Raw genomic sequence first — 23,326 nt, 5'->3', positions numbered from 1 at the left:
GCGAATGAGAGCGACACAGCTGAAAACGCAGCGGCAAGAAAACAAACCTGCACAGAGCCGCGCGCGGGGGACGACATTGACATAGGCATGCCCCACTAATGCACTGTGGATTCAATCTGAACCTTGTCATGGTCCAACAATGCCTCGCACACTTCCTGGACCATGACTCGGGTTGCCTCGAGGACGGGCGGCGAAAGAGCTTCACCAAGACGAGCAGCATGGCCAATCCTCAACAGGCCTTGCAACTCGGAGGCATTCTCGATGAGGCCGTCCATCCTCTTCTGGAGATCAACCGGCAACGCCGTCACACAGAGCTGTTCCTGATCCAGAAGCCCGCGTTCCCGCAGGATTCGCTCAAGCAACAGCGTCAACTTGGCAACTTCAGCAATATCCTTCATATGCACCCTCCCCGGCTTTTTTGATTGTTAGCTGCCCACCCGCGATTCTTATTGATCGCTTATTTAAATATATCATAACGTGATAAACGTTAAAAGACAGAGGCGGACACAGGAGCGTTATCGCGCCGTGAGAGGCAAAACGCGCTCGATTTGTAGTATTTCGAGGGGATCACCCTGACGATACCGCATGATCGGCAGCCGCCAGGATAAAACCAGCCCCTACGCCAGAAATCAAACAAGCTTGGGCTCAGCCGCACTTTGCCGCTGCCGTAAGCGCCGCTGTTATGCCCGCAAGTGTGTACCTGTAGTTGGTTCGCGTGCCTAGTTTCGAGGTCGCGCTCAGCGTCATCGAACTGCCGGCTTTCATCGCCGCAATTAGTGCCGCGTCGTCGCTCGCGTTTTTCGTCCAGGCGGAATTCCCTTTCGACGTCATCGAAAAATTCCGGCCATCGACCGACACCGTTATCTCTGAGCCGCCGAGCACGTCATAGCCCATTACCGCTTGCGGATAATAGCTGCCGGCCCGTGGGTCTGGGGCCACCAGGATATAGTTGTTGCCGTGGTCCACATTCGCCGGCTGAGCCTGCTGTGGCGTGGAGAGTACGTAGCAGCGTTTCCCACCATCAGTTGAATACGAATAGAGACCCCAGGCTCCAAACGTTTTGATCATCGTCGGCGTTGAACCGGGTTGCGCATTAGCCAATGCCGGACCGATTGCAGCAAGGGCAACAACGGTGAGCGCGAACGTTTTGAGGGACATCTCGTCTCCATGACTGGACTGAATCGGGATTGAGGCCAAGTCGGCCACGGACGGCGCTCCACTAAACTCGGGCGCCGCGGTGGGAGTGTCGCGGGACTAATCCAAACGCGCTTTTTTGTGGGCTGACGCATCCCAATCGACGGCATCGAACAAGGTCGGAGTGCTTTGGAGGCCTGCTACTCGGCAGGCACGTCAGTGGCCCGCTCAGCTAACTCAATGTTCAATGTATCTGACGCGATATTTTGCGAGAGGATTACCGCCGGATGCCGGTTGATGCTCCACGACAGGACATCCGTCTTTCGCAGTCCGCGCCCATCGGTTACGGCCCTGAGCCTAATCTCCGCCCCTACTATTGTATCAGTGAATTCACTTGGGTCTCGATTGCGCAAGAGGGGATCGCCGCGGCCGATAAATGCGACGGTACCAAGCAGCGGCTGCTGGTCAGCCCTTACAACCTCGCACCAAATCCCATTGGTGATGATCGACGTGACCAGAAGCGTCACTTCGCTGGAGGGGCTCATCATGTGCTTGTGAAACGGCTTCGGATTGTATGGTGCAGAGTGGATCTCCACAGCCGTTTCTTCAAAATCCTCGTTTTGCAATCCTAGCTCCTCGCGTCGCCCCCTGACGGAGACGGCAATCGTGTAAAAATTTGAGCATTGAAAGTTGTGCGTCGATCCACGCACCAACAATACGCCATTCGTCAGGCCGCCGCGACCTCGATCCCCGTTAGGCCCGCCCGAAGTCATTTCAGGCGGGCCTGTTCGACTGGACATCTCATCACATCCACTCGAAGGTTAGCTGTCCGTCACTGCCGATGAGGCTTGTTGCGGAAGCTCTTTCATTTCCATTAGTTGTTCCGCGCAGTTATTCGCCGCATTGATAACGGGCCCCTCGATCCCGGCGACCTTTGTCCAGCCGCCCTCCTTGATGAAATTCTCGCGTTCCCAAGACGAGGTGGCCTTGAGGGCTTGTAAGTTTTTCCCGGCATCGCTCGCGCTTATGAAGTCGTGGACACATATGTCGGCAACCAGATCGGCTCGTGCATCCCGCGCTGCGACCATATTCATCTCTCGCACGCTCGCCGATGTCGTCCAGCCTCCCCATGTGAAGCCAACGATCATCGTCAGTACCGATGCGCCGACCAGCGACCAAAGCCACAGGATTTTGGACGGACGAAACGAAGAGCGTCCACCACCTCCGAAAGCTTGCATAGCTGTTCTCCTCACCTCTGTGTCACGGCATGATATAAAAATAGCTTTTCGAGGCAACCTCGGCAGAGATCACAAAAACTTGATCCCGCGGCTGGCTTCAACATTTTTGCCTCACCTCTAAGCAACAATAGTGTAGCCTGAGTTCGGCCCGAGTCTGACGCATTAAGCTCGCCACTTTCCGCCAGTCATATGCCTCGTGACGAGGCGGATGATCTTCTTTTGCGGCTAGTTCAGCTTGAACATTGCTCTTAAACAGATAAACATTAATGCGCCAGATAAGATATTTACTATTGATCATTTGAAGAATATTTCGGAACTTTCATCCTAAACTTAAACACGTAATTGTGATTGGGTGAGCCGAGATCCTTATTTTCGCCTGATTTCCATGGGGTTCCGGACGGGCCACATCGCTTTTCAGTCCCCTCGTTGAACCACTGAACGGGCGGATTCCACATTTCCGCTTTGTCACGCGAGAAAATCTGACTACCTTTCCATTCCGGGAAGGGGCATTTCATGAGAACAATAATCTGGGATCCTCCGGTTTTCATATGCGGGATCGTCATTCACGGCCCGTTCGAAGCATATGATTTCATGGCTTCGCGAACCAATCAGAATGTGCGGTGGCCCGCAGTGAAGGGCTTGCAGTTCGCGAAAGCTCAAACGGCTGTGCTCGCAGCCATGGATGGCCGTGGGTCGATCGAAGACGCCAGAGCGTGCTTCAGTCTCGCTCTGAAGGAGGCACAGCTCACGCCATAAACTGGAGCAAGATCTGGACAAGGGGGTAAAAATGGAGACCGCGCTGTGGGGCTCGTGCGTCTATTATCAGACCGATGACAATTTGGTGCATTCTGTGAGCGGAATTGACGAAGCGCTGGTCGCGCTTTTCGATCGATGGCCAGTGAGGACCGGAAATTTCCGTCTCATAGCAATGGACGCCTGCTATGCCGCGCGAGCTGGCCGTGAAAAGCCAGAGGCCGCTCGATTGGCATTTGTCGCTGCAGCGATCGAAGCCGGTGCGTTTGTCGATCACCGGCATGAACACTCTGCAGAACAACGTGACGTTTTCGAACTACTCGAAAAGGCACCCGTCGTGGCCGTCTCTCTCGAGGGCTCCCTTTCAAACGCTCTCGATTTTACAAGTGACTAGGAACGATGCTTCAGAATCATTCTCAGTCAGCGTCTATTCTTGATCCCGAAGATCTGGACATGCTCCAAAAGGTATTCGATCAACTGTGCGAGCGGCGGCGCTTCGAAAAGGGAAGCCCGAAAGCCACCCGGATAGCAAGAGATCTGATCGATCTGTTTCAACACGGAATAAGAGGGGAGCGTCAGTTGCTCATGATGCTGTCGGGCGACAAGACATTTCCGTAGGTAGCTTTTCAGGGTGCCACAAGAGAAAAGGGGAAGGCGCTTCGCCCTTAGGGAATGCCGAGGGCGTGAAAGACGAAAGTCTTGGAATCTTTGGGGTTGACTGCCTGCGTATCGAGGCAACAGGGGCCAAATGCCGCCCGTGGATCCCGACGACGGTTCTATAACCTGGAGTGCACTATGCTCTCCACGACCGTCAAGCTCCGGCTGCTCACCTCTGATCTCCGGTTGTTGCGGCTCAGATCTCCTTATCCGGAAGCACTCAGCGCAAGGCTCTTCCCGCGATGTCGCAAGGGAATTTCCTCCGGCGACGTTGTTGTCGCCCACCGAGCACGCTTTCGCGACAGCCTTCTCCAGATGCGTCAATTCCTTCCATTGCGTTGCATCTGGTTCAACCTCGCGTAAGCGCGATGGATTTAACCATCAGCCAAAACGTCCCGAGGCCACAAAGGGTGGGCTACCCGTCCCCTGCCCCCGATCGTCCGGAACGCCGGTCCATAACGTTCGGTCATCAGCAAAGGCAGGGAAGGACCATTTCAGCGCCGCGGCGATCAGCACGTCGGCCATCACTTCGGCATCCGGGCGGCCGGACTGCCGTGCCGCGTCGGCAAGATCGACGGCGGTCGCCAGCCGCTCGTCCCAGGCCAGTCCCAGCAGATCGGCGAGTTCGGCGACCAGCTTCGATGAAAGCCCGGGTCCTCGTGCGGGCAGCCTTTTGTCGACCGAGAACACCCTGCCGGCAGGGCCGGGATCGTCGCCCGCTGCGACGAGCAGCACAGCGTCACGGAGTGCGGTCTCGTCTTCGGTTGGACCCATCAGGCGCACGGCGGCGGCGCATTTCAGGGCCTTTCGGGACCGCAAGCAGTGAGCCCAGGCCGGCTCTGAACGCACGAGATCGTCAGGTGATTTCAATGCTATGCCGGCGGCGAAGGCGGCGTCCGCTTCCGTGTGATCGCGTCAGCGCATCATCGCCCATTCGGGCAGGCGCGGCGGTCAGGTCAGGGTCAGCGGTGACGGCGTAACGAACGAACCCATGCGGCAGAGTTTAAATCATGCGTGCGGGTTAAGAGAGTAGATACGCTCATAACCGCACGCCATGTCGGCATGAAATAGTGAACGATAAACTTCCATTATCGTTCATTTCTGTCATTATAGAAGAATGGGCCAAATTATCGAGCAAAACAGCGAAATTTCCATCGAGGCGAGCTCTGCTCCGCCTCTCAGCACAGGGGCCGACGGTGATATTTCCGAGCCGCGGACGTCGGCCGTGACCCTTAGCGAGCAGGGCGGCCTCCCCTCCCCTCTTCCGGAAGCGGGCGCCGCATTGCCCGCCCACCTCGAGCAGCTTGCCGACCAAGCGCGCAATTATGTCGAGGCGGCCAGTTCCGCCAATACGCGCAAAGCATATGCCTCCGACTGGAAGCATTTTTCCGGATGGTGCCGGCGGCAAGGGCTGGAAATCCTGCCACCCAACCCGCACACCGTCGGCCTCTATATCGCCGCCTGTGCCGGTGGCGCGGTCACTGAGCCGCACCGGGTTTGCCTGAGGCCATTTGGTTTAAGTTATGCGGCCATGGCTGGTGCGTCCATCATGGCGTAATACTGCTCCTCGGCTTCGGCCGCTCGCCGGCGTACTGGCGGATGCGACCAACCTCGGCCCGAAGAGAATGGCGAGCGCATCCAAGGGGATCAGCGCTCACCAGATCGGTTGGATGCGCACCTTCCATGCTCGGTCGGAGACCTATCGTGCCGCGCAAGCATCTAATACCGATGCGCACACCCGACATCCGCATTCCCGCCTGTGGGGCAACGGCACGACATCTTCGTCAGATGGCCAATTCTTCCGCGCGAGCGACCGAGCCGCAAAGCGCGGCGACATTAATTTGCATTATGGCAGCGAACCCGGGACGAAATTCTACAGCCATCTGTCAGATCAGTACGGCTACTTCAGCATTTTTTGCCCATCAGTCCGACAGAAAGCGAAGCGGCCTATGTGCTCGATGGGCTATTCGATCAGGACACGGAGCTCGACATCCAGGAACACTTTACTGACACGGGCGGTGCGAGTGATCACATCTTCGGGTTGTTCGCCCTGATCGGCAAGCGGTTCGCACCGCGACTGCGCAATCTCAAAGACCGGAAGTTCCACACGTTCGAGAGGGGCGATGCATATCCGGCCCTGTCGAACCACATCGGAGCGCCGATCGACACCACTCTCATTCTCGACCATTGGGACGATCTGCTCCATCTCGCGGCGTCGATCACGACGCGGTCCGTGGGTGCCGTCTAAGATCCTGAAGAAGCTGTCCGCATCTCCAAAGCAAAGCCACCTCGCAAGGGCGCTGCGAGAACTCGGCCGTATCGAGAGGTCGCTCTTCATAATCGAATGGTACTCAAGCCCGGCATTGCGGCGGCGCTGTCAGGCCGGCCTCAATAAGGGCGAGGCAGCGCATAAGCTGAAGCGCGTTCCGGCCCCATTTTGCCGGTCTCACGAATTCTTGAACGCGGCGCGGTTATCAAGGCCCGATGCTTGCCCCATATGCGCAGCGACGGAGGTGGACGGCACACGATGCTCAAGATGAAGCCGGTGCGGCTCCGTCAATGAACCAGCGAGATGCCGCAATGTCATTCAAACCGCTACTTGGTGACGGACGGATTCGGAGCCAGGAGGAGAGGTCTGAGCCGCTGCAAACGGCGTCATGGGCCGGATCGTCGATCGTTTTCGACAATCGGCGGTGGGCGTGCCGGGAGGCGGAACTTCGCTGGACAGCTCCTCATCATCTGGTCGTCCTGACCGAGGAAGGCGGAACGTCTCAAACGTCTATCCGGCATGAGGCAAAATCCGTGTACGACGGAAAGGATCGCCCAGGGGCCCTCACCTTCGTGCCCGCGGGTGCCGAGCGATTCGGCTTCTACCGGAATGTGGACCTCACCTACTCGGCCCTATGGATCGATCCCGACGCCAGGATTTCAGGATGTGAAAGCTTGGGGGATTTGCCAATCCTGGTGAACAAGAAAGACCCGGTCATCGCCACGCTCGTGGGCTCGCTTCGCGACGAGATGGCGCTCGGCCATAAGCCGGACACCGCCTATGTCGAGCATCTGGTCGCCCTTGTTGGCTTCCGCGTGGCGACCCTGAACAAGGAGCACAACTCGGTTCAGGGTCACGGCTGCCTCAGCCGTCGGGCGCTTGGTCGCGTTCGGGACTATATCGATGCACACATGAATTCCGACATTTCGCTGAGCGCACTGGCAGCCGTCGCAGACATGGCCGTCGACAGTTTCGCACGCCGCTTCAAAGCGACGACCGGCCTTGCGCCCTATGCCTATGTGATCGAGGAACGTGTGTGGCGAGCTGAGACGCTGCTACGCGAAACAGGTTTGCCGATCGGCACGATTGCCTTTCGGCTCGGCTTTTCAAGTCAGAGCCACTTCACAACGACATTTCGGCGTCTGAGGGGCATGACCCCTCGGGTCTATCGGATGCATTTTTCTCCGGGATCCTGACATTGCTGCCGATTTCCTGAAAGAAAGCCGCCGCACGCCTCTCCACCTCCAGTATCGATGAATAGCACCACCCGAGACGCGCACGCTATCGGGTCGGTTGCCGTCAACGTTCTTCATTGCGATTGGGAGATCATGCATGGCTGAAATAGACCACAGGAAAGGGCCGACGCGTCGAACAGTATTGCAAGGCGGAGTCGCGACTGGCTTGTTCCTGGCAACCGGGATGCCGGTTGCCGCCGAGCAGGCGGACACCGCCACCGCATCGCCGGCGCCAATACCGACACCAACGCCGACCATGCCGATGTCCTTGCGGATCAACGCGAAGGACTTTGCCGTTGAGCTCGACCCGCGCACGACGCTGCTCGACGCCTTGCGCAACCATCTCGGCCTCACCGGCTCGAAGAAAGGCTGCGACCACGGCCAGTGCGGTGCATGCACGGTGCTTGTTGATGGGCGCCGGATCAATTCCTGCCTGACGCTTGCCGCAATGCACCAAGGCGACGAGATAACCACCATCGAGGGCCTTGCCGAGGGCGATCGGCTCAACCCGGTCCAGGTCGCCTTCATCGCCCGCGATGGTTTCCAGTGCGGCTACTGCACGCCAGGCCAGATCTGTTCCGCGGTCGGCATGCTGAGCGAAGCCAAGGCAGGCTGGCCTAGCCACGCGAGCGCCGACATGGCAGCGGCTTCCACCGCTCTCACCGACGCCGAGATCCGTGAACGGATGAGCGGCAACATCTGCCGTTGCGCCGCTTATCCGAACATCGTCGCCGCGATCCGCGACGCGGCAAGGGAGGCGTGAGCAAATGCGATCTTTCACTTATCAACGCGCGGAAAGCGCCGAGCAGGCGGTCGCCTCGGTTGCGACTCGGCCGGACGCCAGGTTCATCAGCGGCGGCACCAACCTTCTCGACCTGATGAAGCTCGAGATCGAGCGGCCGGCACATCTCGTCGATATCAGCCGCTTGCCGCTCGATCGGATCGAGGAAACGGATGAAGGCGGGCTTCGGATCGGTGCCCAGGTCCGCAATAGCGATCTCGCGGCTGATCCGCGGGTAAGGTCACGCTATCCAATGCTCACACAAGCGCTGTTGGCGGGAGCTTCCGGCCAGATACGCAACAAGGCCTCGACCGCCGGCAATCTCCTGCAGCGCACGCGCTGCCCCTATTTCTACGACCGCAACATGCCTTGCAACAAGCGCGAGCCGGGTTCGGGCTGCGCGGCGCTCCAGGGCTTCAATCGCATGCACGCGGTACTCGGCGCGAGCGAAGCCTGCATCGCGGTCCATCCCTCCGACATGGCGGTCGCCATGTCCGGGCTGGATGCCAGGATCGAAACCATATCGTCCGGCAGCGAGACGCGCACGATCCCGATCGACGATCTCCATCGATTGCCCGGCACGATGCCCGAGGTGGAGACTGTGCTCAACCATGGCGAGATGATTGCTGCGGTTACCCTGCCGCCTCCGCCACCCGGCCGTCAGGTCTACCGCAAGGTGCGCGACCGAGCTTCCTACGCCTTCGCGCTGGTCTCGGTGGCGGCGATCGTCGAGAAAAGCGGCGATCGCATCCGAAACGCCCGGATCACCCTGGGCGGCGTGGCAGCGAAGCCTTGGCGTGCAACGGCAGCCGAGCAAAGGCTTGCGGGAGCGGCGACGTCCGATGCCGCCATTACCGACGCGGCTGAGGCAGCACTCGCCGGAGCGGTCGGTCATGGCGGCAATGATTTCAAGATCCCGCTGGCCAAACGAACCGTGCGGCACACGCTCGCCGCCGCCGTCGAACGTGCATGAGGTGATGCGATGACAGAGACCACGACCCCGAACGACTGTTCTCAGATGCAGGCGCCTAACAGGAGATCGACATGAAACTTACGCGACGCGCCGTTGCCGCCTCGAGTGGCGCCCTTTTCGTCTCTGCCGCCGCAGCTTGGGGCGCCACATCTGATCCGGGAGCTCGTCGCATGCTTGAGGCGGCCGTCGACGCCTTCTTTACCGGCTGGGCTTCCGGCGATTGGACGGCATTCCTCGATTGTTGCGATGAGACGATGACCTTCCAATTCCCTATCGGCGAACAACGAGGTCGGCACGCCCCCCCCCCGACGGCAAGCGGGCACTAACAGCCTGGACCGCCGCGCATCAAGCGCAGGGAAACAGGATCACGGAATCGACAGTCGATCTCAAGCTCTTCGCCGCCGACTGGGTCATCGTCTGCGATCGCGGCAGCGGGACAATCGGTGGCGCGCCGTACACTGGCCTGCATGCGATCTTCATGCGAGCCGGCTCGACAGGGAAGCTGGTCGAGTTTCGCGAGTATTTCGGCGAGATCGCCGCATGAGCCCGGCCGCCGCGCGATGAACATGAAGGTGCGAGGATGAGGCATCGTCGCAGCCTCCATGCCTTCGAACGCCAAAATGAAAAAGCTCAAGGTGACTTATGAACGAGACCAAACCTGGACTGCCTGCCGATTCGACCGGCTCCGCCACCGATTCAAGTGTGAAGCCTCGTCCCAATGCTGGCTTCATCGGCCGGTCAATCGACCGCGTCGACGGCCCGCTCAAGGTGACGGGGCGGGCCACCTACGCCTATGAGCACACGCTGGACGGCATGGCCTATGGCTATATTCTCGGCGCCGCCGTCGCCAAGGGCCGCATCGCCGAGATCGACACGGCCGAAGCCGAGCGGGCGCCGGGCGTGCTCCACGTCATGACGCACCGCAATGCGCCGGCCCAGCCGGATTTCGGGCCGGCCGCCACGTCGACCGTGCCGGAGGTCTTCACGCGCGCCCGGCCAGCGCTCAACAGCGACCGGGTGCGGTACCATGACGAACCAATCGCGCTAGTTGTCGCGGAGACGTTCGAGGCGGCACGTGCAGCGGCGGGCCTCATCGGAGTACGCTATGAGGAGGATCCGGGTCGATACGATTTCCGGACGCGTATCGCCAACGCCTATAGACCAAAACGGACCAACGCCGGCCTACAGACCGACAGCGTGATCGGCGACTTTGATAATGCTTTTGCGGCGGCTCCGGTCAAAATCGACACAACCTACCGAACACCGTTCGAACATCATAATCCGATGGAGCCCCATGCGACGCTCGCCGCTTGGTCGGGCAACGAGTTGACGATCTACACGTCGGCGCAGACCCTGGCGAACTTCCGGGCGGGCGTCGCCAGCACGCTCGGCATTGCGCCGGAGCGCGTACGCATCGTCAGCCCCTTCATCGGCGGAGGCTTTGGCAGTAAGTTGATCGCCCATGCCGACACGATACTGGCCGCACTCGCGGCGCAGGCCCTGCAGCGTCCGGTGAAGATCGCGCTTACGCGACAACAGATGTTCGCCAATACCGGGCACCGCGCGGAGATGATCCAGCAAGTGCGTCTTGGCGCGGACAATGACGGCCGGCTCGCCGGGATCGCACACGACGTATGGTCCGCGACATCCAGCTTCGAGGAGTACTGCGAGCAAACGGCAGCCTTTACCCGCTCGCTCTATGCGGCGCCGAACCGTATCACTCGCCACCGGCTGGTTCCGCTGGATATCAACCGTGGTGAGTGGATGCGCTCGCCCGGTGAAGCGCCCGGCATGCTGGCTTTCGAATGCGCCATGGATGAGCTCTCCGAGCGGCTCGGCCTCGATCCGATCGAACTCAGGATTCGCAATGAACCGGCGCAGGATCCCGAACGCGGCGTGCCCTTCTCCACCCGCAACCTCGTCGCCTGCATGGAGGAAGGCGCGCGTCGCTTCGGCTGGCAGCGCAGAGACCCGACACCAGGCCGCGTCCTGGAGGACCGCAAGCTCATTGGCTACGGCATGGCGGCTGCGATCCGTCCGAACTACATCGGCGCGGCGACGGCGCGGGTCTCAATCGACCGGGACGGCCAGGTGACGGCTCGCCTCGACATGACCGACATCGGCACAGGCACCTATACGATCCTGACCCAGATTGCCGCGGAGAACCTCGGCCTGCCGATCGCGTCGGTCACGATGGAGCTCGGCGACAGCCGCTTCCCGCGCACCGCCGGCTCCGGCGGCTCCTGGGGTGCGGCCAGCGCGGGATCAGCACTGCATAACGCGTGCAATGCCCTCAAGCGGCAGATCCTGGAGGCGGCGCGGACGAGCGAAGCTTCGCCCTTGCACACAGCGAATGCCACCGAGACACGGTTTGCCGACGGCGAGGTCACGGTCGGCCAAAGGTTGGCAAGCCTGATCGATCTCATCCGCAAGATCGCTCCCGACGGGTTCGAGGCCGAAGGCTCCGTGGCCGCGGGCGCTACCACCGAGTCATACAAGGCCTACTCCCAGCATTCCTATGGAGCCCATTTCGCCGAGGTTGAAGTCGATTGCGATACCGGCGAGATCCGTATGCGCCGCATGCTGGCTGTAATGGCCGCAGGCCGCATCCTCAACGCCAAGACCGCGCGCTCGCAAATCCTCGGCGGCATGACCTGGGGCATCGGCGCGGCGCTTATGGAAGAGACCGTGCTCGATCCGCGCTTCGGCAACTTCGTCAATCACGACCTTGCCGAGTATCACGTCCCGGTCAATGGCGACGTTACAGCGATGGAGGTCGTGTTCCTCGAAGAACATGACGACAAGGCCAACCCACTCGGCGCAAAGGGCCTCGGCGAGCTCGGAGTCTGCGGTGCGGGCGCTGCCGTAGCCAACGCCGTCTACAATGCGACCGGGATTCGGGTACGCGAATTTCCCATCACCTTGGACAAAGTGCTGCCTGCCTTGCCGTTGACTTCCATTTGATGCCGGAAAATCGATCTCGCCATCACCGCGCAGGTCGCGAATTGCCGTGACCTCATGTGGCATCAATAGGGTTCGGAACGAACGTATAACGACGTCTATTCAGGAATCGGAGGCTGAAGCCGCGGACCGGCGAGAGGTCGCAATGGCATCCCGCATCTCTGAGGTCAGAAATGTGGGAACGATCTTGCTGCAACTGAATTTGGCAGCGTAGGCGAACGTTTAAAAGGGAGCTGAGTTATGCTCGTCACACGTTGGGGAATGCCGGTGGTAGTCGATGACCGCGGGATTCGGTATTCTATAGCATCCGCCGAGGAGGCGATGAACTGGCTCATGCATGAACGAAAGCAAACAAGTCAGAAGGGGCGTAGCGCTTGGGAAGCCTGCCAGGCGGCACGGAATGGCGAATTGGCTCCAGAGGAAGCCAGGTCAGCCGTCGAGCAAGTCGCGAAAGGTACTCTCCATTAATACGACGGCGGATGACGTTGGGAGTTCAGGTTCGTGATGTAGCCGTTGTCTACCCGTTGGTCATCGAGGTCGTCTCACGTAATCATCCCCACCTCCGGCAGGAGAAACAGCTGCGCGCAATCTGCCCCAGAAAGATGTGCCATGGCAAAATTCTACCATAGGCACCATCTCCGGGGTCACTGTAAGAGTTTCAGACGGTCTGGCGCAGTTCTGCGATCGAAAGCAGCATCACGTCCTCAGGAAGCGCAGGAGCGCCGACATGAAGGCCGTCCGTCCGGCTCTGTCGCGGTCGAGATGCACGAAGTGCGTGGCATTCGGAATGGTGACAAGTTGCGCATTGGGCGCTTCCCTGGTGATGGTTTCGGCATCTGCTGACCTGCTCCAGAAATCCAACTGGGACCGGATCACCAGCACAGGCATGGACAGCGCTGACGCGTCCCATTGCCGGCGATCGAGCGCGAGTTCGAAACTATCAGCCATTGCACCGCTCGGAGCCCGAAAGCTCGGCGGATTGCGCGCCGACGTCGTTGGGTCCGAAGCGAGCGCGGCATCGCCATAGGCCTTGGCCACCGACGGGTCTCGCCACTGCGACTTGTCTGCGGCGGGAATGCTCTTGTCCCAGGTGGTAAACAGGCTCTCCCGGGTGTTCAGACGGTAGGCACCGAAAGTAGCCGTATCGAAGGTTCCAGGATTTTCCTTGTCGTCAAGCGGTGAACCGCGCCCCAGTGCAGGATGCTCGTCGGACCCTCCGTAGAGCGTGTTGTAGAAAACGGCACGCTCGACCTTTTCCGGGTTTTCGCTCGCATAGGCGCCGACCCAGTGGCCGCCTGTGGCCCAGCCGACCAACGACACCCGATCATCGCCACTCCATCCGGCTATGGCATCCACCGCGGCGCCGATATCGGCAACGGCATCGGCCGTGCGGGCAAGCGGCGCGCCGCCTTCCGGCGGCCCATCCATACCCGGCGGCCGGCTCGACGCGCCATACCCCCTGAGGTCGAGAATGTAGATCTTGTGGCCTTCCGCTGCGAGATCAGCAGCGAGCGATCCGCCCTCGACCGGCAGGTCGAAGGAGGCGAGCCCGGGAACGCGCGCGCCATGCACAAGCAGTACCGCTGATCTCCCGGGTACTTCCACTGGGCGCTTTACCTCCCGGATGAACAGCCGCTCGCCGCCGGCAAGCTCGACGAAGCGATCGGTGCGCTCTATGTCCGCCGAAGCGGCGGTGCCGATGGTCTCGGCAAGGGCAAGGGTGACGATCACGGCAGATGAGAACATGATGTTCATGGCTGAATTCCTTCCGTTTTATTTCACAGCCATATTTGGACGAGACGGATCCGGAATCGATGACGCGCATGAGGCTTTTTGATATTGTCGCGATATGGAACTCCGGCACATCAGACATTTCCTTGCCGTTGCAGAAGAGCTGCATATGGGCCGCGCCGCCCGGCGGCTGGGCATGGCGCAACCGCCGCTCAGCCAATCGATCGCCCGGCTGGAGAAGGAACTCGCCATCAAGCTCTTCCTACGCATCAACCGAAGGCTAATTCTTTCCGATGCCGGCCGGGTTTTTCTCGACGATGCGCACGCAGCACTGCGGCATGCGGACGCCGCCATGGCGCTGGCGCGCGAGGCAGCGGATGGCGAGGCGGGTGAACTCCGCCTCGGTTTCGTCTCGGCCGCACTCTACCGGCATCTGCCGCGGCTGCTGCGCCGGTTGAGGGATGAACTCCCGGGGGTGCGGCCTCATCTGTTCGAGCTCAGCAGCAATGACCAACTCGCCGCGATCTCGGAAGGCGACCTGGATATCGGCTTTACCCATCCGCCGTTCGGCACAGGCGAACGTCTCGATATCCTGACGTTTCCGGATGAGGAGCTGATCGCCGTGCTGCCGAAGGACGGCGGCCCGGATAGGGTGACCCTTGGTGAGCTTGCGGCGCGCGGACTTGTGCTTTTTCCAAAGGAACAGGGGCCGGCGACACATGCGCAGATCCTGGATGCTTTTGCCGCGGCTGGCCAGGAGCCGCGGATCGTCCAGGAGGCTACGCGGGCCCTCACCATGCTGTCGCTGGTCTCGGCTGGCCTGGGGGCCGCACTTCTGCCGCGATCGACACAGGTGCTTTCGTTCGAAGGCGTACGTTATGCGTCGATAGCCGATGGCAGGTTGCCGGCCTTCCCTCTTTCGGCGATCGCCCGGCGCCGGCCGCGCCGCACCGTCATCGACAAGGTCTGGAAGGTGTTGGCTGTTGTTGCTGCCGAAGCAACGCCGGGCAGCTGATAAAGCGTTCAGATTGTCCCCCGCGGGGATAGCGGCAGACGGTGGGCGTGGTGACCGGTCGCCTGCGCAGCGCGTTGACCAATGCCGGGTGACTGGCGGAAGCCCGCCTTGCCGCTTCCACCCATCGGCGCATCGCAGGCCACGAAATGCAGCGCGATCTCCGGCGAGCGGCATGACACCCGTAATCGGAAAGAAGGCTTTGCTCGCCGATGCAGTTCCGCACGGCGATCTCTTCGGCAAGCGCCGTGCCGATCGCCTGGGCATCGCCTCTTCGAGTGCTGGAGCCGTATCGGGAGCGGCGACCGTGCCGCCCCTGACAACGCAGCGCCTGCAATACCGAATGCCTTAAGGCAGGACGGACCCGCGCAGATCCGTCCTGCCTCTGTCTCAATCCTGCCTGCCCCTGGACTTCTCCACGACGAAATCAAGGAAGGCCCGTAGAGAAGCCGGCACATGGCGGTTGCTGGCGTGAACGGCATGAAGCTCTCCGCGGTCAATACCGAAGTCCGGCAGCAATTGCTTGAGCTCACCTGACCGTAGGTGGACAGCCGTGAGGGCCAAAGGCAGCAGCGCTATCCCCAGTCCGGCAAGCGCGGCCTGAAGCTCAGCGTGCGAGCTGGCCTTGAAGGCCGGTGTGACCTCGGAGATCCGCTCGATCGACCGCCGCAAGGCGGCAGCTTTCGCGCCGGGGTTCATCGCGCTGGCCGAAAGTGCTGCGGCGCGTCTCGGCCAGACCGCCCGTCGCCTTGATACGATCGGTGGTCATGATGCCCTCGCGGTTTCCGACGTCTGCACTGCCGTGGTTCTGACGGTGCAGAGCCGCGACGGCGTGATCCACCACCCGATCGAATTTACCTCGCCGGAAGACCAGGCTGTTGCTGAATTGCCTCCCTGACGTGCTAGAGTTCGCGCCCACTTATGACTTCTTTCATCGGCAGTCCTATCCCAATCAACCGACATTCTTGATCAGTCAGTAAGCCACACTATCGCCACAGCGCTCGATAATCCTCTATCTATTGATCGCTGGAAATGGATCGGAGGCCCCCTTGACGAACAGAAACATGATCATCGGCGCGGCAGTGGTGATAATTATCGTCCTTGCGGCAATTTTCCTGATGCCGGGGTCCACCCCCCCTACCGGGACCGGCCCGACCACTCCGGCACCAACAACGCCTGCACCGTCGAACTAAGGGCTGTTGTCCTCTGACGAGATCGCGTCCAGATGACGTTGCTCATGATCTCCGACTTTCGGCTGGGGGCTAGTCTCGGGGGTGTCAACCTTAAAGTGATGACTTGGGATGCCCCCGTGGGCAGGAAAGGAGGCTATCATGGAAATTCCAGATAGCCCATTCAAGCGTCCGGTGACTACGCGTCTGCAATCAGGTCTTGAGCATACGTTTCACAATGCCTACGACGCCTTGGATTTTCTCGAGAACGAATGGCCATCGCGTCGCGGGGAACTTTGGCGCCGGGCGGTTCGCAAATGCCGTGCCGCAGTGGATAATTCCGCGCCTTCCGACATCGCCCAAGAAGCTTTCGTATCCCCTCGCGCTGGCAGGCGTTATCATCCTGATCATGTGGACCTGGACCAAAGGTTCAAGATATCTGCGGGAAAAGATCGCCAAGAACGATATTCCACTACAGACTTTCATCACGTCACTGGAAGGCTCGATTGAAAGGGAATCCAACAGCGCTCCGGTCTTAGTCCCCGGAACGGCCATCCTCCTGACCAGTGTGCCTGACAAGACACCGAGCGTCCTTCTCCATAACTTCAAGCACAACCACGTTCTCCACGAACAGAACGTAATCCTGACGATCTGGACCCAGGACAAACCTTACGTACCTGCCGGTGAGAGGGTTGAGATGACCAAGCTATCGAAGCATTTCACTCGCCTCGACATCAACTTTGGCTTCATGGATGAGCCGAACGTCACCAAGGCCCTCACGCTCTGCAAGAAGAAGGGCTTCAAGTTTGAGATCATGCAGACTTCGTTTTATCTCGGGCGGCGAAACCTGATCGCGACGCCCAACATCGGACTGCCTAGTTGGCAGGAAAAGCTTTACATCGCGCTCGCAGACTTCGGGATCGACCCTTCGGCCTACTTCAAACTTCCGCCCAACCGCGTCGTCGAACTCGGCGAGCAATGGGTGGTGATGCTGGCTCCGCTGGCTTTCGTCTTCTTCTTCTCGTTCAAGATGCATTCGATGTCGGCGTCCGCAGCGCAGATGACTTTCTGGGCTTTTTGCGCGGTCATGGGCCTGTCCCTCGCATCGGTTTTCCTGGTGTTCACGGGAGCGAGCATCGCGCGGACATTCTTCATCGCCGCCACCATGTTCGGCGCGACCAGCCTTTACGGCTATGTGACGAAGCGTGACCTCGCCAAGTTCGGGTCGTTCATGATCATGGGTCTGATCGGCGTGATGATCGCCTCGATCGTCAACATCTTCCTCAGATCCAGTGCGTTGCAATTTGCCGTCTCGGTCATCGGTATCGTCGTCTTCGTCGGCCTGACTGCCTGGGACACCCAGAACATCAAGGAGCAGTACGCCGACAACTACGACCAGGAATCCCAGCAGAAGCTTGCCGTATTTGGCGCTCTGTCGCTTTACCTGAACTTCGTCAACATCTTCCAGCTGCTGCTGAACTTCACTGGGCAGCGCGAAGAGTAACAGCAGTCCATACCCAAGGAGACATCTCATGGATCGCAACGACCAGCAGGCCATTGACGGCCTGTTCTCCAAGCTCGCCCATGTCGAGCGCCAGGCCGGCCATCGCGATGCCGAATCTGAACGCTTCATCCAGGAGCGGATCAGCCAACAGCCCGGCGCGCCCTACTATATGGCCCAGACCATCGTGGTGCAGGAACAGGCTCTCGAAGCGGCACAGCGCCGTATTGAAGAGCTTGAAGCTCAAGAAACACAGAGTTCGCGCGGAGGAGGCTTCCTCTCCTCGATGTTCGGCAACAACGCCCCTCCGCGGCGTTCCGCACCGCCACAGCCGTCCTTCGATGGGCGCGGCTCCCGGTTCCCCGTGGGGCGGGCAGAGCCAGGGGTATAGCCCGAACGGCATGCCGACCCAGAGGCGCGGCGGTGGCGGCTTCCTCGCCGGCGCAGCGCAGACTGCCATGGGCGTCGCCGGGGGTGTTCTCCTCGGCAATGCGATCGGCGGCATGTTCGGCGCCGACAAGGCGCAAGCCGCAGCACCCGAGGCAGCCGCACCGGAGGCCGAAGTTCCGGCAGATGAGATGGACTTCGGCGGCGACGAGGACATCTGATCTCGTCACCGTTCGAGTTGAGCCGCCGGGCGCGTCCCATCCTCCCAAGCTCCGGCGGCTCATCGAGAACCTGAACAGACGACTGGATCATGTTCTCAGCTCGCTGCCTGGGCGAGCCGAGCGAGGCTATCTCAGTTCCGGTGCGGACAACACCCTGGCATGGCACTCCCCGCGCGGCCAGGCCGGACGATCCATGGCAGCCTCGTCGATGCCAGGGCGTCGGGTCCTCGACATACATTACGCCGATCCCGCCGTCTCCGAGATGATTGCTGGCGCCGCGTGGCACCTCGGTTGCGCGACAGCATGGTCGTGACTTATATGAGTGGATGCCGACGCTTTCGCAATCCAGGCTTCTTCTCAAACAGTGAAAACGTGGGGATCGGCCGGCTCATCGGCATCCCGGATACGCAAGCATTTTTGCTTGGCAACGTCTCGACCTAATCAATGGACCTCTCGTGTTAACCGAAATCTCCATCGTCATCCTGCTAACCGTTATAAACGGCGTTCTTGCCATGTCGGAACTCGCCGTCGTCTCCTCCCGCCCGGTCCGACTAAAGCTTCTTGCCGATCAGGGCAACCGGGGTGCCGCGATCGCCATTCGCCTTGCCGAAGATCCCGGCCGCTTTCTCTCCACGGTGCAGATTGGCATCACACTGGTTGGCGTTCTGTCAGGCGCGTTTTCTGGTGCTACACTCGGCGCGCGGCTTGCCGGCTGGCTTCAAGCTCAAGGCTTGTCGGAAGCCATGGCTGATGGTCTGGGTGTCGGGTCGGTCGTCGTGGCCATCACCTATCTGTCGCTCATTGTCGGAGAGCTCGTCCCGAAGCAGATTGCGCTCAGGGCCCCCGAGGCTGTGGCTTCGAAGGTCGCTCCAGCCATGGCGCTCCTGTCCAAGATCGCCATGCCTCTGGTCTGGCTTTTGAGTGCATCAGGAAAGGCCGTTCTCGCGCTGCTCGGTCAGAAGGGCGAGACGGACGAGAGGATGAGCGACGAGGAAATTCGCACGGTGCTCGCTGAAGCCCACATTGCTGGTGTCATCGAGACCGGGGAGTCAGAGATGATTTCGGGCGTCATGCGTCTGGCTGATCGGGCCGCCCGCGGATTGATGACGCCTCGTCGCGACGTCGAAGTCATCGATATAGAGGATGATTTGGCCGAAATCCGCGAGCAGCTGCGCAATTCCCAAAAGTCGCGTCTGCCTGTGAGAAACGGTTCCTCGGACGAGATCCTGGGGGTGCTCTTCGTAAAGGACGCGCTCGATGCATTCCTGCAGGGAACCAACCTCGATGTGCGGAGCCTCATGCGGGAGGCGCCTGTCGTCTCGGACCGCACCGGTGCTCTGAATGTCATTCAATCGCTGCGTAAATCGCCTTCTCACATGGTCCTCGTCTATGACGAATACGGTCATTTCGAAGGCATCGTCACATCGGGGGATGTTCTCGAGGCCATCACCGGCGTCTTCCAGGAAGGTGAAAGCGAAGAGCCTGCGATCGTGAAACGCGACGACGGGTCCTTCCTCGTCGCCGGATGGATGCCAATCGACGAATTCGCAGATGAGATGGGGTTTGTCGTCACTGGGGAGCCCGATTACGAAACGGTCGCCGGCTTCGTGATCGATGAACTGAAACGCCTCCCCTCCCTGGGAGAAAGCTTCACGTCAAAGGGCTGGCACTTCGAGGTGATTGATCTTGATGGCCGACGCGTCGACAAGCTGCTGGTCAAGAAGGCTGCAGACTGAATCGGTTCGACGTTTGATCGCGACGAGACGAAGGGAACCGGTCCATCCGCGAGGCGGCGCCTAGCCTATAAGGTAAGCGACGATGAGTGGAACACGCGGCCGCCTGCCACCGAAGCGGCTGCAGACGAGCAGGCGTGCATCGCTCTTCCCATGCGGTCGTGTCGGAGGCCGAGCGTGCTGCTGCGGCGAGCTTCACATCCGTGCCACGAAGCCTTGCTGCAGCCGCAAGCCCCACGCTCACCGGTGCTCTCTTCGCTGCGTCCTTTCGAGTGTGGCCGTTCCCGATCTGCTCTTCTCTGAAATCACATACGACTCGCTGCTGTTGTGGCAGTTCCGGCCACCTCAAGCCATCTAAGGAAGGTTAAGTTAATCGCCTTCGATTTACGCTGGACTTGGCATGCTGGAGACCGGCTGCGCAACGAGGTAACACAGCCCCTTGGTCCCAACCTCACCACGCTCGACGATGTTGAACCCAGACCCTTCGAGGTTAATTGCGACCCGGTCGAGATCGACGTGGCCATGGCGGTGGAAACGAAAGAAACTCCTTTGGTGCGGCGGTTTTACAAAGTCGATGATGACTAGGCGACCATTCGGTCCCAGCACACGAAGCGCCTCCCGGCAAAAATCTTCGCGGCCTTGCTTTGGCAGGTGATGAAACATTAGGGTGCTGAGGACAACGTCGAACTCCCTATCCTTGTAAGGCAGGTTCTGAGCAGTTCCCGTCGAAAACGTGATCGGTAGTTTTGCCTGCTCGGCCTTCGCTATGGCTCGTGCGACCATATCGCCAGACGCATCGATCCCTTCGACCCGTCCGTTCGGACCAACCTTTTGTTTGGCAAGCAGCGCGATGGTGCCGGTACCGCAGCCGACGTCGAGGACCGCGTCTCCAGGCTTCAGCTTCGCGAAACTCAGGATCCTTTCACGGAAAACACGCTCGCGGCCGCCGGTCAGAAGCCATGCCAACGCGTCATATCGGGCGGCAGAGTGTAGCAGGATGCCGATATGCGGCGCCTTCGTCTCCGGAGAAGCCGATTCCTGAGCCGGCACGGCAATCCGGCCGTGAACGTTCGGCCACATTGCCAGAATGGCGATTGCGAGGAGCAAGCCGGCGTGAAGCATCAGGGCGGGAATACTCAAGGAGAAGAGCGCGTTCGCCTGTCCGAACAGGAGAAATGCGCCGCCCACCACCGCCACTTTGATGGCGATGACCGCCATTTGCGTCCGTCGCTGATGAAATCTTCCAAAAAGTCGTTGATGCATTGCTTCGCCTCCTGTTCGCTGGTTTTGCCTGAGCCATTGACAGGAGCATACGGTACTGGACACCGTGTCCAGTACCGGTTTTACTGGCCGCGACGCGAACATGCGCCCATTACTGGACGGTCGACCGTCCCGTGACCGGAAAAGGATGCCCACGTGCCAGTCGGATCAATCGATCGTCGTGTTACCCGCACACGCGGCCTCTTGCAGCAAGCGCTTGTCAAATTGACCACCGAGAAGGGATATACCGCTGTCACGGTCGAGGACATCTGCAGGCAAGCCAATGTCGGGCGCTCGACGTTCTACACCCACTATCCTGACAAGGATTGCCTAAGGAAGGCCGCGATCGACGAGCATCTGAAGCCCCTGCAGACGAGGGATGCAAACCGTGGTCTGCCGCCAAGCACCCAGGGCTTCTCCTTCAGTCGCTCGGTGTTTGAGCACGCGCTCGCGACGCGGGCGATGCATCGTGCGTTGATCGGCGGCACGAAACGCGAAACGCCAGAAGAGATTCATGACTGGATCAGCAAGCAGATTCGCCGGGAACTGGCGGGTCTCTCCGGCCACCACGAAAGTCGCGCGGAGCTTGAGATCGCCACGCGCTTCGTCGTCGGCGCGCTTCTTGAGGTGATGCACTGGTGGCTTGACCGCGATACCGACATCACCCCCGCCGAAATCGACAGAATGTTCCAGCAAATGGTTTTAAATGGGGTGAAGACCGCGCTAGACGCGCCCGCTGATGCTAGTGATTAGCGTCATCTTTTGTGTGCCGCTCCAAGGCATCAAAGCGGGCGCTCGGTTTCGCTAGTGGCGCGAGGATTTCTGAATTGCCGGCAGCCGGCGGCGTTTTAAATGCGCCAGACTCAGTTCTCCCATTGCGTCAGCGTTGTTGCGAAAGGCTTGAGCTCAGCAAATGTCTCCTCGCACTCGATCAGCCCACTACTGGCCCGAATCAGTGGCTCGTGTCTTGTCGCCGAGGCTGCTGGAGCGCTCATCTCCGGATGGGCGGCGGTGTTTAGCCGGCGAATCGACTGAATGTACCATTGTCTACGGCGATTGGAGCACATGGCGACCATTCCGCGAGGAACGGGCGAACAAATCGCGACTCGTCACAGCGTTACAAAAATCGTCATAACTATCTGAAATACATATAGATACGCAGATTTCAAAACTCTCTAGCAGCACCATTTTCCTTCTGGAAAAGCGTTTAGACTTACACCCTCATCGACGGCTCCCCTCGCTCGACGAGTTGCAGAACCTGTCCCGAATTACTCCACGGGCCGTGCTTCCTCCGGCGAGGTGCTTCTTGCCATCTCTCGGCAATTCTCCCTTCTATTATTAGAGCGTTTCACGTTTTGACGGAAGCATAGCCTGCATTTGTGAAGTAGTTGGCGCATTCGTCAGGCTTTATGGTGCCGGCGAGGTCTCCGAGATGACGCCAGGTGTCGTCGACGGTTCGCTTTTGGGCATGGCGCATCCAGTGTTTGATCTTGGCGAAGACCTGCTCGATCGGATTAAGGTCAGGGGAATATTTCGGCAGGAACCATAGTCTGGCGCCGGCCGCCTTGATGGCATCGCGGACGGCCTTGGCTTTGTGGGAGCCGAGATTGTCGAGGATGACGATGTCGCCGGGCTTAAGGGTCGGGATCAGCTGTTGGCGGACATAAGCCTCGAAGCACTCGCCATTGATTGGGCCATCGAAGACGCAGGGCGCAGTGAGCTGATCGCAGCGCAGAGCGCCGAGGAAAGTGAGCGTGCGCCAGCGTCCATGCGGGGCAAAGCCACACAGCCTCTTGCCCCTCGGCCCCCAGCCGCGCAACGGCGCCATATTGGTGCGGATCCAAGTTTCGTCGATAAAGACGAGCCGCTTCGGATCGAAGCGGGCTTGCCAAGTTTTCCAACGCTGTCTGTGCCGGGCAATGTCGGCACGGCCCTGCTCAAGGGCGAATAGCGTTTTTTTTGAAGCTGAGACCTTCACGGCGCATGAACTGCCAAATGGCATTATGGGAGACAGCCACGCCGCGGGCGACTAGTTCGTCCTTCAGCCGATGCAGTGTCAGATGCGAGACTTGTTCGATCCACTCGACAATGAAGGCGCGGTGCGGCTCCAGCACCCGCCGCCGATGCCCGCCCATCTTGCCGGGCGAAACGCTGCCGGTTGCCCGATGGCGCTGCGACCACTTGACCACCGAGGAGACGGCAATGTCGAACCGTTCCGCCACCACTCGGCAGCTCTGACCGCCCGCAACTGCAGCCACTACACGTTCACGAAGATCATTCGAATAAGGTCGCGTCATGGATGCTGGCCTCC

Annotated in this window: 24 protein-coding genes and 6 pseudogenes; 20 read left to right on the top strand and 10 right to left on the bottom strand. The window is 60.0% G+C overall.

All coding sequences use genetic code 11. The annotated features are described in order from the left end of the window. Window positions 1–95 precede the first annotated feature (95 nt). The 4 genes from C5J22_RS25210 to C5J22_RS25195 form a co-directional block, all read right to left on the bottom strand. On the bottom strand, window positions 96–398 hold the full coding sequence (locus C5J22_RS25210; protein ID WP_105440460.1) for a hypothetical protein: 303 nt from the start codon (window positions 396–398) through the stop codon (window positions 96–98). A gap of 247 nt (window positions 399–645) precedes the next feature. After that, window positions 646–1,158 (bottom strand): invasion associated locus B family protein, encoded by a 513-nt coding sequence (locus C5J22_RS25205; protein WP_172746776.1) that lies wholly within the window; start codon window positions 1,156–1,158, stop codon window positions 646–648. Window positions 1,159–1,334: 176 nt separating this feature from the next. Further along, a complete protein-coding gene (locus C5J22_RS25200; RefSeq protein WP_105440459.1) occupies window positions 1,335–1,760 on the bottom strand; it encodes a hypothetical protein in 426 nt (141 codons plus the stop codon). A 195-nt stretch (window positions 1,761–1,955) separates the two neighbouring features. Then, on the bottom strand, window positions 1,956–2,372 hold the full coding sequence (locus C5J22_RS25195) for a hypothetical protein (protein ID WP_105440458.1): 417 nt from the start codon (window positions 2,370–2,372) through the stop codon (window positions 1,956–1,958). A gap of 513 nt (window positions 2,373–2,885) precedes the next feature. On the opposite strand from C5J22_RS25195, the gene C5J22_RS25190 reads away from it, so the two are divergent. Beyond that, window positions 2,886–3,128, top strand: a complete 243-nt coding sequence (locus tag C5J22_RS25190; protein ID WP_105440457.1) for a DUF982 domain-containing protein — start codon at window positions 2,886–2,888, stop codon at window positions 3,126–3,128. A gap of 31 nt (window positions 3,129–3,159) precedes the next feature. Beyond that, complete coding sequence (locus tag C5J22_RS25185) at window positions 3,160–3,519, top strand: DUF982 domain-containing protein (protein ID WP_105440456.1); 360 nt, start codon at window positions 3,160–3,162, stop codon at window positions 3,517–3,519. A 644-nt stretch (window positions 3,520–4,163) separates the two neighbouring features. On the opposite strand, the gene C5J22_RS25175 is transcribed toward C5J22_RS25185, so the two are convergent. Further along, window positions 4,164–4,652 (bottom strand): DUF1403 family protein, encoded by a 489-nt coding sequence (locus C5J22_RS25175; protein ID WP_371412666.1) that lies wholly within the window; start codon window positions 4,650–4,652, stop codon window positions 4,164–4,166. Between the two features lie 247 nt (window positions 4,653–4,899). Here C5J22_RS25175 and C5J22_RS25170 point away from each other — a divergent pair, with 247 nt between their 5' ends. The 5 genes and pseudogenes from C5J22_RS25170 (at window position 4,900) to C5J22_RS25150 (ending at window position 9,040) form a co-directional block, all read left to right on the top strand. Continuing rightward, on the top strand, window positions 4,900–5,340 hold the full coding sequence (locus tag C5J22_RS25170) for a hypothetical protein (protein ID WP_105440454.1): 441 nt from the start codon (window positions 4,900–4,902) through the stop codon (window positions 5,338–5,340). Window positions 5,341–5,362: 22 nt separating this feature from the next. Beyond that, window positions 5,363–6,205, top strand: a pseudogene (locus tag C5J22_RS25165) (Tn3 family transposase); the annotation flags it as partial. Between the two features lie 157 nt (window positions 6,206–6,362). Continuing rightward, window positions 6,363–7,247, top strand: coding sequence for a helix-turn-helix domain-containing protein (locus C5J22_RS25160; RefSeq protein ID WP_105440453.1), 885 nt, complete (start codon window positions 6,363–6,365; stop codon window positions 7,245–7,247). A gap of 136 nt (window positions 7,248–7,383) precedes the next feature. After that, window positions 7,384–8,049, top strand: coding sequence for a 2Fe-2S iron-sulfur cluster-binding protein (locus C5J22_RS25155; RefSeq protein WP_105440452.1), 666 nt, complete (start codon window positions 7,384–7,386; stop codon window positions 8,047–8,049). 4 nt (window positions 8,050–8,053) lie between these two features. Further along, on the top strand, window positions 8,054–9,040 hold the full coding sequence (locus tag C5J22_RS25150; protein ID WP_105440451.1) for a xanthine dehydrogenase family protein subunit M: 987 nt from the start codon (window positions 8,054–8,056) through the stop codon (window positions 9,038–9,040). A 322-nt stretch (window positions 9,041–9,362) separates the two neighbouring features. Here C5J22_RS25150 and C5J22_RS31360 read toward each other — a convergent pair whose 3' ends face one another. Next, on the bottom strand, window positions 9,363–9,674 hold the full coding sequence (locus C5J22_RS31360; RefSeq protein ID WP_172746775.1) for a hypothetical protein: 312 nt from the start codon (window positions 9,672–9,674) through the stop codon (window positions 9,363–9,365). Window positions 9,675–9,682: 8 nt separating this feature from the next. On the opposite strand from C5J22_RS31360, the gene C5J22_RS25140 reads away from it, so the two are divergent. Beyond that, the gene (locus C5J22_RS25140; RefSeq protein WP_245440527.1) at window positions 9,683–12,004 is read left to right on the top strand and encodes a xanthine dehydrogenase family protein molybdopterin-binding subunit; all 2,322 of its coding nucleotides are present in this window, start codon (window positions 9,683–9,685) and stop codon (window positions 12,002–12,004) included. Window positions 12,005–12,241: 237 nt separating this feature from the next. Then, complete coding sequence (locus tag C5J22_RS31775) at window positions 12,242–12,469, top strand: DUF982 domain-containing protein (protein WP_105440450.1); 228 nt, start codon at window positions 12,242–12,244, stop codon at window positions 12,467–12,469. A 228-nt stretch (window positions 12,470–12,697) separates the two neighbouring features. On the opposite strand, the gene C5J22_RS25130 is transcribed toward C5J22_RS31775, so the two are convergent. Further along, window positions 12,698–13,756, bottom strand: coding sequence for an alpha/beta fold hydrolase (locus C5J22_RS25130; RefSeq protein WP_105440449.1), 1,059 nt, complete (start codon window positions 13,754–13,756; stop codon window positions 12,698–12,700). A gap of 145 nt (window positions 13,757–13,901) precedes the next feature. On the opposite strand from C5J22_RS25130, the gene C5J22_RS25125 reads away from it, so the two are divergent. Both C5J22_RS25125 and C5J22_RS31355 read left to right on the top strand, forming a co-directional pair. Further along, window positions 13,902–14,747, top strand: a complete 846-nt coding sequence (locus tag C5J22_RS25125) for a LysR family transcriptional regulator (RefSeq protein WP_245440525.1) — start codon at window positions 13,902–13,904, stop codon at window positions 14,745–14,747. Window positions 14,748–14,919: 172 nt separating this feature from the next. Beyond that, entirely contained in the window at window positions 14,920–15,096 is a 177-nt protein-coding gene (locus tag C5J22_RS31355; protein ID WP_172746774.1) for a hypothetical protein, read from the top strand. Window positions 15,097–15,134: 38 nt separating this feature from the next. On the opposite strand, the gene C5J22_RS32110 is transcribed toward C5J22_RS31355, so the two are convergent. Then, window positions 15,135–15,443, bottom strand: a complete 309-nt coding sequence (locus C5J22_RS32110; protein WP_105440478.1) for a LysR substrate-binding domain-containing protein — start codon at window positions 15,441–15,443, stop codon at window positions 15,135–15,137. Here C5J22_RS32110 and C5J22_RS25115 point away from each other — a divergent pair. The 8 genes and pseudogenes from C5J22_RS25115 to C5J22_RS31770 all read left to right on the top strand — a co-directional run. Then, a pseudogene (locus C5J22_RS25115) lies at window positions 15,361–15,624 on the top strand (Zn-dependent hydrolase); the annotation flags it as partial. The gene C5J22_RS32110 and the pseudogene C5J22_RS25115 sit on opposite strands and share 83 nt — an antisense overlap. Before the next feature lie 421 nt (window positions 15,625–16,045). Further along, window positions 16,046–16,276 (top strand): annotated as a pseudogene (locus C5J22_RS25110) (DUF982 domain-containing protein); the annotation flags it as partial. Window positions 16,277–16,289: 13 nt separating this feature from the next. Continuing rightward, window positions 16,290–16,901: pseudogene (gene trkD, locus C5J22_RS31510) on the top strand (potassium transporter Kup); the annotation flags it as partial. After that, window positions 16,890–17,417: pseudogene (locus C5J22_RS25105) on the top strand (Bax inhibitor-1/YccA family protein); the annotation flags it as partial. The pseudogenes trkD and C5J22_RS25105, both read left to right, overlap by 12 nt. Window positions 17,418–17,445: 28 nt before the next feature. After that, window positions 17,446–17,805, top strand: coding sequence for a DUF2076 domain-containing protein (locus C5J22_RS32105; RefSeq protein WP_371412665.1), 360 nt, complete (start codon window positions 17,446–17,448; stop codon window positions 17,803–17,805). Continuing rightward, window positions 17,756–18,022, top strand: coding sequence for a DUF2076 family protein (locus tag C5J22_RS32100; protein ID WP_371412664.1), 267 nt, complete (start codon window positions 17,756–17,758; stop codon window positions 18,020–18,022). Before C5J22_RS32105 ends, C5J22_RS32100 begins: the two co-directional genes overlap by 50 nt. A 455-nt stretch (window positions 18,023–18,477) precedes the next feature. Beyond that, window positions 18,478–19,758, top strand: coding sequence for a hemolysin family protein (locus tag C5J22_RS25095; RefSeq protein ID WP_105440447.1), 1,281 nt, complete (start codon window positions 18,478–18,480; stop codon window positions 19,756–19,758). A gap of 140 nt (window positions 19,759–19,898) precedes the next feature. Then, window positions 19,899–20,113 (top strand): annotated as a pseudogene (locus C5J22_RS31770) (MFS transporter); the annotation flags it as partial. 26 nt (window positions 20,114–20,139) lie between these two features. Here the strand turns inward: C5J22_RS31770 and C5J22_RS25085 are convergent. Next, window positions 20,140–20,973: a class I SAM-dependent methyltransferase gene (locus tag C5J22_RS25085; RefSeq protein WP_172746772.1), complete on the bottom strand. Its 834-nt coding sequence runs from the start codon at window positions 20,971–20,973 to the stop codon at window positions 20,140–20,142. A 198-nt stretch (window positions 20,974–21,171) separates the two neighbouring features. Between C5J22_RS25085 and C5J22_RS25080 the strand changes: the two genes are divergently transcribed. Beyond that, complete coding sequence (locus C5J22_RS25080; protein ID WP_105440445.1) at window positions 21,172–21,768, top strand: TetR/AcrR family transcriptional regulator; 597 nt, start codon at window positions 21,172–21,174, stop codon at window positions 21,766–21,768. Between the two features lie 595 nt (window positions 21,769–22,363). Here the strand turns inward: C5J22_RS25080 and C5J22_RS25075 are convergent. Next, window positions 22,364–23,312 (bottom strand): IS630 family transposase gene (locus C5J22_RS25075; RefSeq protein WP_105440444.1). Its coding sequence is split into 2 segments (ribosomal slippage): window positions 22,364–22,975 and window positions 22,977–23,312, totalling 948 coding nucleotides; the frame shifts between segments, so codons are not numbered across the junction. Between the last annotated feature and the right edge of the window lie 14 nt (window positions 23,313–23,326).

Origin of the sequence: Neorhizobium sp. T25_13 (assembly GCF_002968675.1) — a bacterium.
Lineage (GTDB): Bacteria > Pseudomonadota > Alphaproteobacteria > Rhizobiales > Rhizobiaceae > Neorhizobium > Neorhizobium tomejilense.
The sequence above is the reverse complement of the archived record's forward strand: the minus strand, read 5'-3'. Positions and strand labels throughout refer to the sequence as shown.

What these genes read in the sequence shown, in the direction of transcription:
- C5J22_RS25130 (WP_105440449.1), bottom strand. Translation starts at nt 13,756, where the DNA reads ATGAACATCATGTTCTCATCTGCCGTGATCGTCACCCTTGCCCTTGCC.
- C5J22_RS25185 (WP_105440456.1), top strand. Translation starts at nt 3,160, where the DNA reads ATGGAGACCGCGCTGTGGGGCTCGTGCGTCTATTATCAGACCGATGAC.
- C5J22_RS31775 (WP_105440450.1), top strand. Translation starts at nt 12,242, where the DNA reads ATGCTCGTCACACGTTGGGGAATGCCGGTGGTAGTCGATGACCGCGGG.
- C5J22_RS25125 (WP_245440525.1), top strand. Translation starts at nt 13,902, where the DNA reads ATGGGCCGCGCCGCCCGGCGGCTGGGCATGGCGCAACCGCCGCTCAGC.
- C5J22_RS25195 (WP_105440458.1), bottom strand. Translation starts at nt 2,372, where the DNA reads ATGCAAGCTTTCGGAGGTGGTGGACGCTCTTCGTTTCGTCCGTCCAAA.
- C5J22_RS32110 (WP_105440478.1), bottom strand. Translation starts at nt 15,443, where the DNA reads ATGAACCCCGGCGCGAAAGCTGCCGCCTTGCGGCGGTCGATCGAGCGG.
- C5J22_RS25155 (WP_105440452.1), top strand. Translation starts at nt 7,384, where the DNA reads ATGGCTGAAATAGACCACAGGAAAGGGCCGACGCGTCGAACAGTATTG.
- C5J22_RS32105 (WP_371412665.1), top strand. Translation starts at nt 17,446, where the DNA reads ATGGATCGCAACGACCAGCAGGCCATTGACGGCCTGTTCTCCAAGCTC.
- C5J22_RS25210 (WP_105440460.1), bottom strand. Translation starts at nt 398, where the DNA reads ATGAAGGATATTGCTGAAGTTGCCAAGTTGACGCTGTTGCTTGAGCGA.
- C5J22_RS25140 (WP_245440527.1), top strand. Translation starts at nt 9,683, where the DNA reads ATGAACGAGACCAAACCTGGACTGCCTGCCGATTCGACCGGCTCCGCC.
- C5J22_RS25190 (WP_105440457.1), top strand. Translation starts at nt 2,886, where the DNA reads ATGAGAACAATAATCTGGGATCCTCCGGTTTTCATATGCGGGATCGTC.
- C5J22_RS25085 (WP_172746772.1), bottom strand. Translation starts at nt 20,973, where the DNA reads ATGGCGGTCATCGCCATCAAAGTGGCGGTGGTGGGCGGCGCATTTCTC.
- C5J22_RS32100 (WP_371412664.1), top strand. Translation starts at nt 17,756, where the DNA reads ATGGGCGCGGCTCCCGGTTCCCCGTGGGGCGGGCAGAGCCAGGGGTAT.
- C5J22_RS31355 (WP_172746774.1), top strand. Translation starts at nt 14,920, where the DNA reads ATGACACCCGTAATCGGAAAGAAGGCTTTGCTCGCCGATGCAGTTCCG.
- C5J22_RS25150 (WP_105440451.1), top strand. Translation starts at nt 8,054, where the DNA reads ATGCGATCTTTCACTTATCAACGCGCGGAAAGCGCCGAGCAGGCGGTC.
- C5J22_RS25160 (WP_105440453.1), top strand. Translation starts at nt 6,363, where the DNA reads ATGTCATTCAAACCGCTACTTGGTGACGGACGGATTCGGAGCCAGGAG.
- C5J22_RS25205 (WP_172746776.1), bottom strand. Translation starts at nt 1,158, where the DNA reads ATGTCCCTCAAAACGTTCGCGCTCACCGTTGTTGCCCTTGCTGCAATC.
- C5J22_RS25170 (WP_105440454.1), top strand. Translation starts at nt 4,900, where the DNA reads ATGGGCCAAATTATCGAGCAAAACAGCGAAATTTCCATCGAGGCGAGC.